At 68.8% G+C, this 13,019-nt stretch carries 13 protein-coding genes; 2 read left to right on the plus strand and 11 right to left on the minus strand.

Annotated elements, in window-relative coordinates; genetic code table 11:
• Positions 1–53 precede the first annotated feature (53 nt).
• From C487_RS08315 to C487_RS21835, 6 genes are all read right to left on the minus strand, one after another.
• Positions 54–1,661, minus strand: a complete 1,608-nt coding sequence (locus tag C487_RS08315; RefSeq protein WP_006185280.1) for an Ig-like domain-containing protein — start codon at positions 1,659–1,661, stop codon at positions 54–56.
• A 2-nt stretch (positions 1,662–1,663) separates the two neighbouring features.
• Positions 1,664–3,877: a type II secretion system F family protein gene (locus C487_RS08320; RefSeq protein ID WP_006185281.1), complete on the minus strand. Its 2,214-nt coding sequence runs from the start codon at positions 3,875–3,877 to the stop codon at positions 1,664–1,666.
• Between the two features lie 3 nt (positions 3,878–3,880).
• Positions 3,881–5,722, minus strand: coding sequence for a type II/IV secretion system ATPase subunit (locus C487_RS08325; protein ID WP_006185282.1), 1,842 nt, complete (start codon positions 5,720–5,722; stop codon positions 3,881–3,883).
• An 82-nt stretch (positions 5,723–5,804) separates the two neighbouring features.
• Positions 5,805–6,644, minus strand: coding sequence for a 5'/3'-nucleotidase SurE (gene surE / locus C487_RS08330; protein WP_006185283.1), 840 nt, complete (start codon positions 6,642–6,644; stop codon positions 5,805–5,807).
• A gap of 68 nt (positions 6,645–6,712) precedes the next feature.
• Positions 6,713–6,949 carry a zinc ribbon domain-containing protein gene (locus tag C487_RS21830; protein WP_006185284.1) on the minus strand — a complete coding sequence of 79 codons (237 nt, stop codon included), beginning with the start codon at positions 6,947–6,949 and terminating at the stop codon, positions 6,713–6,715.
• A gap of 15 nt (positions 6,950–6,964) precedes the next feature.
• The gene (locus tag C487_RS21835; RefSeq protein ID WP_006185285.1) at positions 6,965–7,144 is read right to left on the minus strand and encodes a hypothetical protein; all 180 of its coding nucleotides are present in this window, start codon (positions 7,142–7,144) and stop codon (positions 6,965–6,967) included.
• A 98-nt stretch (positions 7,145–7,242) separates the two neighbouring features.
• On the opposite strand from C487_RS21835, the gene C487_RS08340 reads away from it, so the two are divergent.
• Entirely contained in the window at positions 7,243–7,764 is a 522-nt protein-coding gene (locus C487_RS08340) for a hypothetical protein (protein WP_006185286.1), read from the plus strand.
• Positions 7,765–7,777: 13 nt separating this feature from the next.
• Here the strand turns inward: C487_RS08340 and C487_RS08345 are convergent, their stop codons facing one another.
• The 5 genes from C487_RS08345 to C487_RS08365 all read right to left on the minus strand — a co-directional run bounded on the left by C487_RS08345 (position 7,778) and on the right by C487_RS08365 (position 11,852).
• Positions 7,778–8,104 (minus strand): hypothetical protein, encoded by a 327-nt coding sequence (locus C487_RS08345; protein ID WP_006185287.1) that lies wholly within the window; start codon positions 8,102–8,104, stop codon positions 7,778–7,780.
• Positions 8,105–8,190: 86 nt separating this feature from the next.
• Positions 8,191–8,487, minus strand: coding sequence for a hypothetical protein (locus C487_RS08350; RefSeq protein WP_006185288.1), 297 nt, complete (start codon positions 8,485–8,487; stop codon positions 8,191–8,193).
• Positions 8,488–8,633: 146 nt separating this feature from the next.
• Complete coding sequence (truD, locus tag C487_RS08355) at positions 8,634–9,995, minus strand: tRNA pseudouridine(13) synthase TruD (RefSeq protein WP_006185290.1); 1,362 nt, start codon at positions 9,993–9,995, stop codon at positions 8,634–8,636.
• 88 nt (positions 9,996–10,083) lie between these two features.
• The gene (locus C487_RS08360) at positions 10,084–10,857 is read right to left on the minus strand and encodes an ABC transporter permease (RefSeq protein ID WP_006185291.1); all 774 of its coding nucleotides are present in this window, start codon (positions 10,855–10,857) and stop codon (positions 10,084–10,086) included.
• Positions 10,854–11,852, minus strand: coding sequence for an ABC transporter ATP-binding protein (locus tag C487_RS08365; protein ID WP_006185292.1), 999 nt, complete (start codon positions 11,850–11,852; stop codon positions 10,854–10,856). The genes C487_RS08360 and C487_RS08365 overlap by 4 nt, the downstream gene beginning before the upstream one ends.
• A gap of 183 nt (positions 11,853–12,035) precedes the next feature.
• Between C487_RS08365 and C487_RS08370 the strand changes: the two genes are divergently transcribed.
• Positions 12,036–12,992 (plus strand): TIGR03557 family F420-dependent LLM class oxidoreductase, encoded by a 957-nt coding sequence (locus C487_RS08370; RefSeq protein WP_006185293.1) that lies wholly within the window; start codon positions 12,036–12,038, stop codon positions 12,990–12,992.
• Positions 12,993–13,019: the final 27 nt, after the last annotated feature.

The raw sequence follows: 13,019 nt of genomic DNA on the forward strand, positions 1-13,019 counted from the left end.
CGGATCGAACGCCGGCCCCGGAGAGCACGACCGGGATCGATGTCCAGTCCGGGCTACCCGCTCCCGCGAACCACGACCTCGTCGCTCCCCGTCTGTCCGTCCGCATCGACGACGGTCGCGACGATTCGATACGTCGCGCGTCGCTCGCGCCCCTTCGCTCGCAGCCGTCCGGTCGCGGTATCGCGGTCGCCGCCGAGGTCCGCCGTCACCGTCCGGATGGGAGTCCCGGTATTGGGGTCCCGGAGTTCGAAGTCGACCCGCTCGAGATCGCCGTTCCCGTCGGTCGCCTCGATGGAGGTCCGGTAGCTGTCCCGCGGGTTCGTCGCCGTGACGTCGGTGATCGACACGCCCGGCTCGGTACCGGTTGCCTCGTCACCGCCGTCCGAACCTCCGCCGGGACTCGACGTCCCGCTGCCGCGATCCAGCACGCGAATATCGTACCGGACTTCGCGGTGCGCGCGCTCGCCGAACCGAAGCGTCGGCTCGACGTCCCGCGTCCCGTTTACGTCCGGCGGAGCCTCGTAGACGAACGTCGCCCGTCCCGCCGCGTCGGTCACGGGCTCGACGGCCCGAACGGTCCCGTCACCCCCGACGCTCCCGGTCACGGGAACTCCACTGACGGGGTTATCGAACCGATCGCGGGCTTCGACGACGAGCCGCTGGCGGCCGCTCTCGGGGACGGCCGTCGCGTTGCCCTCGAGATCGGTGAGATACGCCGCCGCCTCCTCGGTCGCGCCGCCGAGGGCGACGGCCCCGAGTCGAAGTTCGTAGGTGACCCCGCGCTCGAGCGTGAGCGTCAACTGGCCGCAGGGGTCCGGCGGCGCTCGCTGACAGTCGAGCCCCGTCACGTACCGGTCGTCGTCGGGATCGCCGTCCGGGTCGCGTTCGTCCGCGAGGAGGGCAGCCCACTCGTCCTCGGTGAGCCGCGTCGGGACCGTCAGCGTGACCGGCTCGCCGTCGCCGCGGATCGTCACCGTCCGACCCGGCGCACTGGTCGGCTCGAGGTCGATCGCGACATCGGTCGCCCCCGACGCAGAGCGATCGCCCGCCAGCGCGACGAGATCGAGCCGGCGGGCGTCGACGAGGTCCTGGTCCCCCCTCGCGACCGCCGTCCCGTCGAAGCGGTCGTAGACGACCCACGGCTCGGCCACCATCACCGGCGCGTCGCCGTACTCGTTGTAGTCGGGCACGTACTCGAGCGACCGCGTCTCGAACGTCCGCGTGGTCCCGTTCCAGTAGTCGCCGGTCTCGCCGGCCGCGGACGCGTTGGCGATTTCGATGCCAGCGGGGTCCGTCGTCCGAACCGTCCCCGCTGCTGGCGGCGGGTTGACGAAGAACAGCCGGGGCGGGTAGCGCAGGCCGGCCTCGATGGAGACCGTCTCGCCGTTCCCGGTCGCGGCCACCCGATCGACGGCTCCGTCGACAGCCTTCACGTCAGTCCGAACCCGCTCGTTGTGCTGAAACTCGAGGCCCTCGTTGACCGCGGGAATCGCGGTCGTCTGGAGGATCGCCAGCAAGGCGAGGAGGAGTGCGAACATGAGTATCGCGCCGATGACCGGCGAGACCGCTCGTTCGGAGCCGCGGAGCGCTCCGGTCCCGTCGAGTCGGGTCGTCGGCTGCGTCTCGGTTCCGTTCCGGCCGTGCGGATGCGAGTCGACCATGGTTACACCAAGAGGAAGAACGCGATGACGGTGAGGGCGATCAGTGCCAGTCCGTACTTGAGGCCGCTGAGGATGTCGTTCTCGGCCAGTTTCCCGGCGATCAGCCCGCTGCCGAAGCCCTGAATGAGCGCCGAGTGGAGGAACAGTAGCTCGTAGGTGTCGACGGGAATCGCGCCCAGCGAAACCGGTCCGCTGGCGGCCGCTGGATCGGTCTCGGCCGCCACCTCGGCGATCGGGGTGAGATAGCTCGCGCTGACCATGACGATGACCAGCAGATAGACGAGGAAGCCGATCACGACGATCGCGACGTACGAGCCGACTTCGCGCCGTCGCTCGCGGGCCAGTTTCGCCTGCGCCCGCGTGTTCGTCGCCGCGATCTCGAGCAGGCCGTGGAGATCGCCGCTCGAGCGGCTCCCCTCCGCGACGAGCGTCATCGTCCGAGTCAGTTGGGGCACGTTCAGTCGGTCGGCGAAGCCAAGCAGGGCGCGGGTCAGGTCGTGGTTCCAGGCCACGTCGTTGCGGACCCGGCGGAGTTCCGCGGCGAGGGTCCCGCTGGCCCACCGCGTGACCAGATCGAAGGCGTCGACGATGTCGACGCCCATCCGGTTCGCGCTGGCGAGGATGCTCAGCACGTCCGGGAACCGCTCGGTAATGACGGTCATCCGTCGGCGCTCGCGCTCGTGGAGGAGCGTCAACGGCGCGGTCGCCGTCACCAACGGGACGACGGCGAGCCCGACGGTCGTCCGGAGCGGGGCGGCGAGAAACGCGGCGGCGGTCGGCTCGACGAGTCCGGTCCGGATCGCGAGCCCGGCGACGGCGAGGGCGGCCGGCACCGTCACCCCGAGCGAACGGACGGGACGGCGGGTGATCGCCCGCAACGGGTCGGCGAGGAACGCACGGATGCCGGTCTCGCGTTTCGACCGCTGGTAGGCCAAAAACCGGGGATCGTCGACCACCTGCTCGAGGTCGACCGTTCGCTCGTCCGCGACGGCGAGGCTGGCGGTCGGCTCCTGGTACGGGCGCGAGAGCACGTCGACGAGGAGCAGGAACCCGCCCATCGAAAGCGGGAAGACGACGTAGACGAGCCCGGCGATCAGGCCGACGGTCTCCGCGCCGAGGAAACTCACCACCATCAACACGACGATCAGGAACAGCGGCGCGGCGACGAACGCGACGACGAACACTTCGCTGAGCATGCCGAGCGTCTCGATGAACGACGACTGCTCTTCGAGCGCGTCTTCGAGGGCTGCCTCGGATTCCGCCTCGAGGAACGTCTCGAGGTCGCCGCCGGAGTCGAGGACGCCGAGCAGGTCGTCGAGGAACCGCCGAAAGTCGTCGCTCGGCGTCAGCATCCGGACGTTATCCAGCGCCTGCAACAGGTCGTTGCCGAACAGGTCGATCTCGCGGACGACGAGGTCGAACTCGTTTGCGACCTCGCCGTAGACCGCCTCGCTGTTCCCGAGTCGGCGACACACCTCGATGACGTTCATCCCGCCGCTGGAGAGCGCGTACATGAACGTGATCGCGTACGGGAGGTTGAGCGCGATGCTGCGTCGCCGCGCCGCCACGACGCTGCGCGGGTAGTAGTAGTTCCGACCGACCCAGACGGCACCGCCGGCGGCGAGCGAGCAGAGCGGGGGAACGAACAGCGCGGCCACGACCAGCGGGTGCGTCAGGAACGCGTCCCGTGTCCGGCCGGACAGGCCGAACAGCGGTTCGAGCACGCTGAATAGCGTCCCCGTAAACACCAGCGCGACGAGTGCGACAGTCGCGAGGAGTCCCGCGGCGACCGCGGCGATCCCCGCCCATTTGGCGCTGTCGGTCAGGTACGTATCGTAGGTGTCCCGGATCCGGGCCTGCTTGAGCAGCCGCTGGAGCCCGCGATATCGCTCCGGTCGCGTCTTGAAGAACGCCCGCGTCCGGCCGTACGCCTCCCGGAATTCGAGTTGCTCCGCGGCACCGAGGTGGCGCTCCTCGGCGAGCGGCTGGCTGAGCGCTTCCTCGGGTTCCGGCTCCGCGTCGGCCACCGCCGCCCGTCGGTCGTCGGCCGCCGCGAACGGATCGGACGCCGCAGGTTCGCTCGAGACCCCCGCATCGTCGCCGAACGCGTCCTCGAGGACGGCCTCGACCGTCGCCTCGTCGAGCGCCGGGTCGCGGAACGCCGGCTCGTCGGGCTTGCGATCGGCGTCGTCGCTGGATGGATCACGGTCGGTCACGGATCAGTCGTCGGCCTCCGTCACCGCGATCCGGTCGGGGTCGAGGTCGCCGGCACGAACCTCCTCGAGGACGTAATCCGGATCGCGAATGAATCCCTGAATGACGCGGGCGACGCTCTCGTAGTCGGTGATACCCGCCTCGAGCAGGTACTCGAGGACCGCTTCGCGGTGGTCCAGTTCCCGTTCGATGCGGCCCGGCGTCCAACCCCGTTCGTCGGCGATGGCACCTAACACGCTCGAGCCCGTGGTCTGCTCGAACCCGTCCGAGCGGGGATCGTACCGAAACACCTCGTGTGGCTCGAGGTCGTCGGCGTCCGCGTCGCCGGCACCGAATTCGACGAGTCGCCTGTTGCGCCGAACGCGTTTGCCGTTCTGGGTCGTCTGTTGCTGGATCGAGACGATATCGAGGTTGGCGATCATCTCGGACGGGACGTTCAGCGGCTCGTTACTGAGTCGGCTCAACAGTCCCCTGACGGAGTCGGCGTGGAACGTCGTGTACGCCGTGTGCCCGGTGGCGATCGACTGGAAGAAGGTAAGCGCCACGTCGCTTTCGGTGCGGATTTCGCCGACGACGAGGTACTCCGGTCGCTGGCGCAGGGCCGCCTGGAGGAGGTCGAACATTCCGACGGAGCCACGCCCGCCGGCGGTGACGCCCGTGCGCGTGACGCTTTGAATCCAGTTGTCGTGGGGCAGCGTCAACTCCGGCGTGTCCTCGATGGAGACGACCTTGCTTTCGGGCGGCACGAACATGGAAATCGCGTTGAGGCTAGTCGTCTTCCCCGACCCGGTGCCGCCAGCGACCATCAGCGAGGCGTTGTTTTCGACGGCCACCCAGAGATAGGCCATCTGCGCGATGCTGAACGTCCCCCAGTTGATGAGGTCGACCGGCGTGAACGGCACCTCGGAGAACTTCCGAACGGTGAAGTTGGGTCCGCCGGTCGTCACCTCGCCCCCGAGCGTGAGTTGGACGCGTGACCCGTCGGGGAGCGAGGCGTCGATCAGGGGGTCGGCCACCGAGAGGTGTTTGCCGGCGCGTTGGGCGAGTCGCACGACGTACGCGCTCAGGCGCTCGTCGCTGAACGCGAGGTTCGTCCGCAGGTCGCGGTAGCCGTGGTGGTAGACGAAGACGGGTTTCGCCGCGCCGTCACAGGAGATGTCCTCGACCGCCCGGTCGCGCATGATCGGGTCGATCTTCCCGTAGCTCACGAAGTCCCGGCGGAGGTAGTAGCGGAGTTGCTGGAGGGAGCCGTCGCCGACGGTCGCGGCGTGTTCGCGCATCACCCGCGGGACTTCCTCGTCGAAGGTCGCCGCCCGATCGATCTCGCCGTCGAACTCCTTGTACAGCAGATCGCTGCGCAGCGACCGGATGAGGTCCTCGCGGACGTACTCCTCGAACTCGTCTAAGTCGGGTTCGACGACGTGATACCGGTTGGTGTTGGTCGCCTCGTCGTAGGGGATCGTCACGTAGGCGTAGGGGCGGTTCACCCAGTAGCGCTCGACCTCCTCGTAGTCCTCGAGATAGCCGAAATCGAAGAACTCCGCCTCGATGAAGGCATCGGACGGGCGACCGGGGAACGCGTCGTCGTCTCGGTCGTCGAACGACGCCTTCACGTCCGCGAGGACGGCGTCCCTGATCGCTTGCGTCGACTTCGAGTCCGACGGGGCGATAGCCGACATCGGCTCCGTATCGGCGTCGTCGCTCCCCGTCGTCCCGTCACCCGTCGGAGCGACGATCGAATCAGCCTCGGTCCCGAGACTCGAGGCCGGGCCAACGCCGCTCGGCGGCTGTGAGGGGATCTCACCCCGGTTGTCGTCGGTCTCGTCCGGTGGATTCCCGTCCGACATCGATCGATTGGCTGTCCCTTGTGAGCCGACTCCCTAAATTGTGCTGGCTCGTGACCCGACAGCGAACCGTGGCTGCCGGCCGTTACAGAACCCGATCGAAGACGGTCCGTACCGGCTCCGTGTCGACGACGTCGTACGGGACCCGAAGCGGGGAGATCGAGACCGCCTCCTCGAGGACGGCGTGGCGGTCGGTATCCTCGTCGTCGGGGATGTCCCGGTTGGACATCTGCTGCCAGAGGCGGTTCGTCAACTGGAACCGGCCATCCTCGAGGGCGGCGTCCATCTCGTAGACCTCGGTCGGGCGCGTGATCGCAAAGCCGTCGGGGTCGGCCGCCGGACCGGGGACGTTGACGTTCAGGTAGTCGACCCGATCGAACAGACCGGTCCCTGGCGCGCCGGCCACGAGATCGGCGGCGATCTCGCCCGCGCGCTCGAAGTCCGCGGGCTCGAGATCGTCGTCGTAGCCGAGCGTGTCCATCGAGACGGCGATCGACGGGGTGCCGAGGAAGGCCGCCTCCATGGCGGCGCTGACGGTTCCCGAGCGTGAGAAGACGTACGCACCGAGATTCGCGCCGTCGTTACAGCCCGAGACGACGATATCGGGGGCCGGCTCGAGCCCCTTCGCACCGACGATGGCACAGTCACAGGGGGTGCCGTCGACGGCGTAGCCCAGGTCGTGATCGGTGTGGGGGACCAGCGAGGTAAAGGAGTCGGCCTCGAGGTCCAGCGAGAGATCGCCGCCGTCCGAGGAGTTCGTCCGGCCGTAGGACAGCGACCGACCGACGGCGCTCCGGTTCCGGTCCGGCGCGATGACGGTCACCTCGCCGACCGCCGAGAGCGCGTCGTGCAGCGCCCGGAGGCCGGGCGCGTCGATCCCGTCGTCGTTCGTCAGGAGGATGTGCGGGTCCGAGTCCAGTTCCATTGGCTGGTCGATCGATCGGGGGCGAGCCACGTAGCTGTTCGGTTCAGCGAAGACGACATCGCTGCCCCTTACGACGGACTGCCGCCCGTCTCCGCGAGCCGCGTCCCGCAGGCCGGACAGTACCGCGAGCCCTTGGCGGCGACCGCGTCGCACTCCGGGCAGACGATTCCACCGTTCGGCTCCGGGACCTGCTCGAGGCCGTCGCCACAGGCCGGGCAGTAGTCGACCGACGCCGGGATGTCCGCGCCGCAGTGCGGACAGCCGACCGCGTCTTCCCAGGGAACTCGCCGCCGGGAGTTCGACACGTAGTTGTACGCCCCTCAGACGACGTTGCCGAGCCCCATCGAGAACCAGACCGTCAGGACCGCGACGAGGACGTGTGACAGCACCGAGCCGAACTCCCGGTCGACCATCACGACTCGGTCCGGCGTCTCCTCCTCGATCGTCCAGCCCCGAGACACGAGGTCGTCGATCTCCCGTTGCAGGCGGTTGCTTCGCATGGACGGGATAGGTCGCGGGCGGCCAAAAGGCTGTCAGCGAAGCCGGGCGACGGCACGTCGACATCGCCGTTTATGTACCGGCCGGGCCTTCAGGAATCATGATCGGACTCGACGGACCGACACTCGCAGTCGCAGTGGTCACACAGGTCGATCCCGGGACCGAGATCGAGATCGGGACGACCGACGGCCTCCTCGGGGGTGCGCTCGGGGCCGCCCTGACGACGCTCGTCGTCGGCGCGATCCTGATCGCGATCGCGCCCGACTACACGGACCGGATGATGGACGACGTCCTCGCGGACCCGTTCGGCTCGTTCCTCTACGGCATCGCGTCGCTGCTCGGAATCGGTCTGCTGACGCTGCTCCTTGTCGTCACGCTCGTCGGGATCATCGTGGCGGTTCCGCTGTTCCTGCTGGCGTATCTCGTCTGGGCGATCGGAGGTGCGATCGCGTATCTCGCCATCGCCGATCGGCTGGTCGGGCACGACGACGAGTGGCTCAAACGGCTGCTCGTCGCCGCGGCGATCAGCGGCGCGCTCGCGGTCACCGGCGTCGGGGGCATCCTCGCGGTCTGTATCGGTGCCGCCGGTTTCGGCACGGTGCTTCGGAGCTCCCTCGAGTGAGGCCGTCTCTCGGTCAGTGCAGGCGCGTCCTCGCCCGCTCGAGGAGCGGGCTTTGTGAGACGCCGATCGATCGATACAGCCAGCCCTGGACGAGGATCGAAACGAGGAACCCGAGGGACAGCATCGTCGGATACCACACCGTCGGGAGGCCGTTCAGTTGCACCCACGACGCGCTGGCAATGCCGGCGACGAGGAACGCAACCGAACTGCCGAGATGCACGCTCGCGGCCGGTCGTGCACGCGATCGCTGTTCGTCGGTGAGGACGCGCTGATCGGCCAGTCCCAGCAGGCCCTGCACGACGTACAGCGCCGAGGTAAACAGCGAGAACGGCTCGAACATACGACCCACGTCTCGTGACAGCCTCATACCTGTTTTGACGATCGATACCGCTTGCGGTTCGAACGCGGCCGAAACGGGCGGACGCGTCACCACGGCAGGTAGCGCCGGAGCCGATCGACCATCGATCGCTCGCGGCGGACCCGCAGCGTCGTGCCGTCGGCGTCGAAGGCAGCCTCGGTCGCGGGGATGCGCGTGCCGTCGGGCATCTCGAAGAACTGGTCGCCGGCGGGGACCGTTCCGCCGCTGCCCGCGCCGAACAGCGTCTTCGAGCGGCCCGTCGGCTCCGGGACGGGTTCGGTGTACTCGATTTCGTACACCGGCTGTCCATCGTCGGTCGTCTTCTCCCAGTCGACGATCTCACGGCTCTCGCTCGTGCCAATCATGCGCGGGCCCTACCTCGGTTCGATTCCTGCTCGGGTGCGGGGACCATTCCCTCGAGACTACTCGTGACACGGTGCTAAAAGCTTCGCCGCGATACGTCGAGCGGTGACGGTCGCCTCGAGCGGTCGGGTCCCTCACGGGCGTCGTCTCAGCCGAGGTCGATCGGATCGACCTTCAGGAACTCCCGGGAGACGACGGTCGCGTACGACCCCTTCGGCAGTGCGAACGTCAGCGTCAGCGGATCGGGTTCGAGCGAGAGGTCGGTCCGCAGGAGGACCGCCCGCCGGGTGCCGGTCGAGCCGAACTCCCCGGGCAGGTCGAAGTCCGCCGGCTCGAGGCCGAGGTCGTCGAGGACGGCGCGTTCGATCGCGCCCTGCTCGCCGTCGGCGAGTTCGGTCTCCGTGCCGACCAGCGGCGCGGTGACGAACGCCCGGCCGCGCTCGCAGTGGCGGGTCACCGAGTCGACCCGGCGCTCGTCGACCCGCTGGAGGCGGTCGGTATCGGGGAGCGCGAGCCCGTCGGGCGCGTCGGTATCGGTGAAACAGACGACATCGCCCTCGACCGGGCGATCGAAGGGGAGTCCACGCTCAAGGCGCTCGGAGAGCATCAGGTTGAACGCGTACGACTGGGCGGCGTGGACGAACAGCCGCTGGAGATTCGAGGGGACCCGCTCGAGGGCCGCTCTGAACTGCTCGGGGCCGGGCTCGCCGTCGTACTCGGCGAGCGCGTGGAGCATCGAGCGCTCGTAGCGCAGGCGATGGGGCATCCGCTCGAGGGCGTCCTGCCAGTCTCTCGTCTCCTCCACGAACGCGCGAGCCTCCTGCGTCCCCTCCGGCTCCGCGTCGGTCGGGTTTCCGAGGTAGGCCATCACCGCTCCTTCCCAGTCGTCGCGGGCGATAGCGAGCCCGACCTCGTGCGTGACCGGCCGCCGACTGCCGAAGCGCTGCTGACCGAAGAAATTGGGGACGCCGATCGACGTCTCGGTCCCGCTCGAGTCCGGTTGGTCGGTCTCGAGTCCGCCGAACTCGGCCAGCTCCGTCGTGATCGCGTCGGCGTTGTCCGGCCGCTCGGGATCGGTGACGACGAGTGCGAACTCGTTGCCCGCCAGATCGCCGAACTCGAGGTTTCGGCCGGCCCGGCCGAGGACCTCGATCTCGACGCCATCGATTGCGGGCAGGTCCGCGGGATCGGCCCCGTAGACCGAAAACAGCTGCGTCGTCACGGCGTATTTGTCCTTCGTGCCGGCCCAGTTGACCCGCTCGCGGGAGATCCCCAGCGCGTCCGAGACCCGCGCGGCGAAATCGTTGGTGTCCCAGCCCCGCAGCGTCGCTCGAAAGACGAGGTGCGGGTAGGCGTCCGTCGGCGCGTCGACGGGTTCGGTGTCGAAGCGCTCGAGTTCGCGCACTCGGAAATCGGCGTCGTCCTCGCGGAGACGGCCGCCGACGCCGTCCGCGTCGCTGACGTAGTACTCCATGCCGACAGCCTGCTCCGTGGGGTGTCCCGAGCGCATACTGGTTGCCGTCGATTCGAGTGCCGCGCGTAAATCGGTTCGTTCTCGCGGCGACGGAGCCCGCATCGCAACGATCCGGCCGCGACGGTCAGTCCGTTCGCGGGATCGACCGCGCGCCCAGCGCGAACGCGAGGACGGCGAGGACGGCGAGGATGACGAGGTTCGCGAGCGCGGGATCGACGCCGGCGACGGCTGCCGTGTCGGCCCCCGCGTAGGTCACCGCCCGCACGCCCCGCGCGAAGTACGTCAGCGGCGAGAGGTTCACCAGCGGGCCGAACCAGCCGGGGAGGAGCGCGGGCGAGACGAACGTCTCCGAGAGGAACAGGAGGGGAAGCCCGATCCCGTTGCTGGCGGCGACCGCGCCGTCCTGTGAATCGGTGTAGCTACCGAGCATCGCGCCGACGCCGCAGAAGCAGACGACGCCGACGAGGACGTAGGGCACTAACAGCGGCGAGACGACGATCTCCGCGCCGGTCAGCAGAATCACCAGCCCGAGGATGAGCAGGCTCGCCAGCCCGATGATCGCGGCGTTGACGACCGTCTGGGCGAGTAACCACTCGCCGCGGGTCAGCGGCGTCGTCGCGAGCTTCTCGAACCGGCTCCCCTCGCGGTGACGCGCGACCTCGCTCCCCATCCGCGACAGCGGAGTGAAGAGCACGACGACGGCGAGATAGCCCGGCACGTAGTAGGCTGCCGGCTCCGTGAACAGCCCGCCGCCGGTCGGGTCCGTCCGCACGAGCGCCCCGAAGATGACGATCAGGATCACGGGGAAGAAGAACGTGAAGAAGACCGCCGTCCGCCGGCGGACGAACGACCGCCAGCCGGCGCTGGTTTCGGCACCGACGCGTCCCAGCCGACTCATGCTGTCTCACCCGCCTGCGCGAGGTCGGACTCGTCGGCCACGCCATCCCCGGTCCCGCCGCCCGCGAGCCGATCCGTCCGCGCCCGCTCGGTCCCGTCGGCCAATTCGAGATAGACGTCCTCGAGATCGGGTTCGGCCCACGAAAGCTGCGTGTACTCGATCGCGTGGGTCTCGAGATAGTCGACGACCGACCCGATCGCGGCGGGGTCGATCTCGCGGACGACGACCGCGCTGTCGGGGTTTCGGGTCCGACCGCGCTCGGGGCGTTCGACCGGATACTCGAGGGCGTCGAACGCGGCCGGGTCGGCCACCGTCTCGATCGTGAGCCGGCTCGAGCCGCCGTGGTCACGGACCAGCCGCTCGGGCGGCCCCTGTGCGACGAGCGAGCCGTCGGCGAGCAGGCCGACGCGGTCGGCCAGGCGCTCGGCCTCGGCCATGTCGTGGGTGGTCAGGACGACCGTCGTCCCGGCATCGGCGAGGTCCTCGATCAGTCGCCAGACGGTGCGGCGGCCGGCAGGGTCGATGCCGGTCGTCGGCTCGTCCAGGAAGAGCAGATCGGGGTCGTTGACCAGTGCGGACCCGACGCAGACCCGGCGTTGCTGACCGCCGGAGAGGTTCTCGTACCAGGTGTCGCCGGTATCGACGAGGCCGACATCGGCGAGCACGTCGTCGGGATCGCGCGGGTCGTCGTAGAGGCCGGCGTAGTACGCGAGCAGTTCCCGCGCGCTGAGCCTGTCGGGTGGCGAGAACGACTGTGGTAACACGCCGAGCTGGGCGCGGTCGACCGTCGACGGTGACGCGCCGAGAATCCGTGCCGTCCCGCCGTCCGGCTCGGTTGTCCCCGTCAGCGTGCGGACGAGCGTCGTCTTGCCGGCACCGTTCGGCCCGATCAGGGCGAAGACCTCTCCGCTGCCGACCGACAGCGAGGCCCCGGACAGGGCGACCGTCTCGCCGTAGGTCTTCTCGAGGTCCGTCGCATCGACTACGGCTTCCATATGGATCGGTTCCGGCGCGGCGTGGGTAAGGGGTTCGGTTCGGCACAGTTCAGCGCGCGCCACGCAGGTCGGAGACGCGAGTCGCAGTACCCGGCCGGGGTCGCAGTCGGAACGCGGCCGCGCTCGCGCTCTTGCCCTCGCAGGTGCAACCGTTACCCGCCGGTTCGTGGTAGCGGGCCGGGAATGACGGAGTTCGGATACACGCTCTCGAGCGAGGAGTTCGGGCCGACTGAACTGGTCGAAATCGCCCGTCGCGCGGAGGCGGCCGGCTTCGACTTCTGCTCGATCTCGGATCATTTCCACCCCTGGGTCTCGGCGCAGGGTGAGTCGCCGTTCGTCTGGTCGACGCTGGGAGCGATTGCGGAAGCGACCGACGAGATCGAGATCGGCGTCGGCGTCACCTGCCCGACGATCCGGGTCCATCCGGTCACCGTCGCCCACGCGGTCGCCACCGTCGCCGAGATGCTCGGCGATCGCTTTACGTTCGGCGTCGGGACCGGCGAGAACCTGAACGAACACGTCACCGGCGAGCGCTGGCCCGAGCACGACGTGCGCCTCGAGATGTTGGACGAGGCGCTGAACGTCATGCGCTCGCTGTGGACCGGCGAGACGACGAGTCACCACGGCGAACACTACACGGTCGAGAACGCGCGGCTGTACACCTGCCCCGACGAGCAGCCGACGACGATCGGAAGCGCGTTCGGCCCGCAGACTGCCGACTGGGTGGCCAAGAACGCGGACGGGCTCTGGTGTTCCGGGCCGAAGTCCGAACCGGTCAAGGCCTACGAGGACGCCGGCGGCGACGGCCCCAAGTACACGCAATTGCACGGCTGCTACGCCGACAGCGAAGCGGAGGCGATCGAGACGATCCTCGAGCAGTGGCCCAACGGCTCGCTTCCGGGCGAACTCGGACAGGAGTTGCCGACGCCGGCTCACTTCGAACAGGCCGCGGCGCTGGTCGAGAAGGAGGACATCGCCGCGGCCGGTACCACGACCGAACCCACCGCGGAGGCCCACATCGACAGCCTCGAGCGGGCGATCGACGCCGGCTACGACCACGTCTACTTCCATCAGATCGGTCCGGAACAGGAGCAGGCGCTCGCGTTCTACGAGGACGAGGTGTTGCCGTCCTTCGAGTGACGCGGCCGACGCCGGATGGCGATGCGG

It is taken from the genome of Natrinema pallidum DSM 3751, from assembly GCF_000337615.1.
Lineage (GTDB): Archaea > Halobacteriota > Halobacteria > Halobacteriales > Natrialbaceae > Natrinema > Natrinema pallidum.

Bases quoted from the DNA above. Each gene is read 5' to 3' on its own strand.
- C487_RS08315 (WP_006185280.1), bottom strand. From the start codon at position 1,661: ATGGTCGACTCGCATCCGCACGGCCGGAACGGAACCGAGACGCAGCCG.
- C487_RS08325 (WP_006185282.1), bottom strand. From the start codon at position 5,722: ATGTCGGACGGGAATCCACCGGACGAGACCGACGACAACCGGGGTGAG.
- surE (WP_006185283.1), bottom strand. From the start codon at position 6,644: ATGGAACTGGACTCGGACCCGCACATCCTCCTGACGAACGACGACGGG.
- C487_RS21835 (WP_006185285.1), bottom strand. From the start codon at position 7,144: ATGCGAAGCAACCGCCTGCAACGGGAGATCGACGACCTCGTGTCTCGG.
- C487_RS08340 (WP_006185286.1), top strand. From the start codon at position 7,243: ATGATCGGACTCGACGGACCGACACTCGCAGTCGCAGTGGTCACACAG.
- C487_RS08345 (WP_006185287.1), bottom strand. From the start codon at position 8,104: ATGTTCGAGCCGTTCTCGCTGTTTACCTCGGCGCTGTACGTCGTGCAG.
- C487_RS08350 (WP_006185288.1), bottom strand. From the start codon at position 8,487: ATGATTGGCACGAGCGAGAGCCGTGAGATCGTCGACTGGGAGAAGACG.
- truD (WP_006185290.1), bottom strand. From the start codon at position 9,995: ATGCGCTCGGGACACCCCACGGAGCAGGCTGTCGGCATGGAGTACTAC.
- C487_RS08360 (WP_006185291.1), bottom strand. From the start codon at position 10,857: ATGAGTCGGCTGGGACGCGTCGGTGCCGAAACCAGCGCCGGCTGGCGG.
- C487_RS08365 (WP_006185292.1), bottom strand. From the start codon at position 11,852: ATGGAAGCCGTAGTCGATGCGACGGACCTCGAGAAGACCTACGGCGAG.
- C487_RS08370 (WP_006185293.1), top strand. From the start codon at position 12,036: ATGACGGAGTTCGGATACACGCTCTCGAGCGAGGAGTTCGGGCCGACT.